This is a genomic window from Candidatus Obscuribacterales bacterium, assembly GCA_036703605.1.
Lineage (GTDB): Bacteria > Cyanobacteriota > Cyanobacteriia > RECH01 > RECH01 > RECH01.
The window spans coordinates 1-1,329 of sequence record DATNRH010001169.1 but is presented as its reverse complement, the minus strand read 5'-3'; the positions used below and the strand labels follow the sequence as shown (position 1 = coordinate 1,329).

Annotated in this window: 1 protein-coding gene; it reads right to left on the bottom strand. The window is 54.9% G+C overall.

Going from position 1 to position 1,329, the window contains the following annotated elements; translation table 11 throughout:
* Positions 1–123 precede the first annotated feature (123 nt).
* Complete coding sequence (locus V6D20_24285; GenBank protein HEY9818900.1) at positions 124–393, bottom strand: hypothetical protein; 270 nt, start codon at positions 391–393, stop codon at positions 124–126.
* Between the last annotated feature and the right edge of the window lie 936 nt (positions 394–1,329).

Sequence of the window (1,329 nt, the reverse complement as noted above, 5' to 3'; positions counted from 1 at the left end):
CTCTGGTCCTTCCTCATCTAGAATTAAGAGGGGGGGGGGTGATATTATATCTTTACCCTAACCCTGCTAGAGCCCCCGTTAGCCTTAGCCCTAGACTCCCTAGCCCTCCTTGTCCCTAGTCCTTTATCCTTTGTCCCCAGTCCCTTGTCCGGTATGTAGTCCTGGCCCTAGCCCCTCTAAGACCTTACCGGCAGCCCAGGAGAGAGGGTGGGCGTTGCGGCGCAGCTCGTCGTAGCGGCCTAGTAAGACTTGGCCTTCTACAGGCTGTACATCTTTGCAGAGGCGGCCTGGACTCTGGTCCACCACGGCCACAGACTCTTTAATGGCCAGAGGGTGGAACACTGCAACCGACTGCGGAACGCCAAACTTCTCTAGGTGGATTGCGTGTAGCAACAGCCTTTCCACAAAGCGTGGGTGGGTTTCGGCACCACCTAGACGGTCAGCGTGACGACATGTGGCGGACTCCAGAGCAATTCCACAAGATCGAAACGTAAAGAAAGGGAAGACTGAAGAGGAGTTCCACAAGATCGAAACGAATTGCAAGGGTTTGCAGACAAGACCAGATGGTAAAGCTTGGAGAGAGATTAGCAACGTAGGGCTTGCAAGTGGTCAGTGTAGGGCTTGCAAGTTGTCAGCGGAGCTTGCAAGTTGTCAGTGTAGGGCTTGCAAGCGGTTGTTCTACTTCTTACCGTTGAAGGCGAACCTTAAGCAGCGCCATGCATCGGCGCAGCTCACGGCGACGTACGTGTTAGCAGGGTCTTCAGCCAGCTTCTGGGCAGCGCACGTTACAGTCATACACATGCGTGCCAATGTTAGCGGATACAGCACTGCTATCTCATCGCGCAGCAGGCCAAAGCTCCCGTGGTAGCCCAGCACCATCTCCTTTACTTGCTGGTAAGTCCGTGAAAGCAAGGAAGCGGCCAGCGAGGCTCAAGGCAGCGTGAAGTAGGAAGGAGCCGGGAGAGGCAGGGGAGGAAGGAGAGGAAAGGAAACGAGAGGATTAGGGAGGAACTTTCCGCTTAACCCCTCCCGCACCCCCTGCTGACCCCAACCCAGACCTTCCTCCACTCACACTTACAGGCCAGAATTGGATTGTCTTCGTAGAACATTCCATACGTAGCTGCAATGGCAAGCTAGAGGTAAAATAGAACACACTTGTGGGTAGAGGGGAGGCCCAAGCCCAACAACCCATTTCTAGTCGCGGGATCTCCCCCATTCCTTCTCCGCCCTTTCTTCCCATCCCCTCGGTATAGGTTGGGGTTGGTGTCGTGTGGCACCTCATATATTGTCTTTGACACCAGTGCATCGCCAAAGTCAATCAGGCCTGCG